The organism is Pantoea stewartii subsp. stewartii, from assembly GCF_008801695.1.
In the GTDB taxonomy this organism is placed as follows: domain Bacteria; phylum Pseudomonadota; class Gammaproteobacteria; order Enterobacterales; family Enterobacteriaceae; genus Pantoea; species Pantoea stewartii.
On record NZ_VZPF01000340.1, the window covers coordinates 1 to 229 of the forward strand.

Here is a 229-nt window from a genome sequence, read left to right on the forward strand (position 1 = left end):
GCCGGGCCGTGCGCGTTTTACCGCTGCCCGGCTCCTGTACCGGCACAGGGATATCGTCGGTGTGCACCTTGCCCGGCATCAGCACGTACTGGCGCAGCAGGCCGTACAGCGGCTCCAGCAGTTCGCTCACCGCGCCGGACCAGCGACCCAGCGTGGCGCGACTCAGCTCCACGCCCTGACGATGGTATATCTCTGACTGACGATAGTGAGGCGTGTGCTCTGCGAACTT

At 65.5% G+C, this 229-nt stretch carries 1 protein-coding gene; it reads right to left on the reverse strand.

Annotated features, from left to right (window positions below; all coding sequences use genetic code 11):
- The coding region (locus tag F7Q90_RS26465; protein ID WP_151161257.1) for an IS66 family transposase at positions 1–229 on the reverse strand (229 nt) is incomplete at both ends.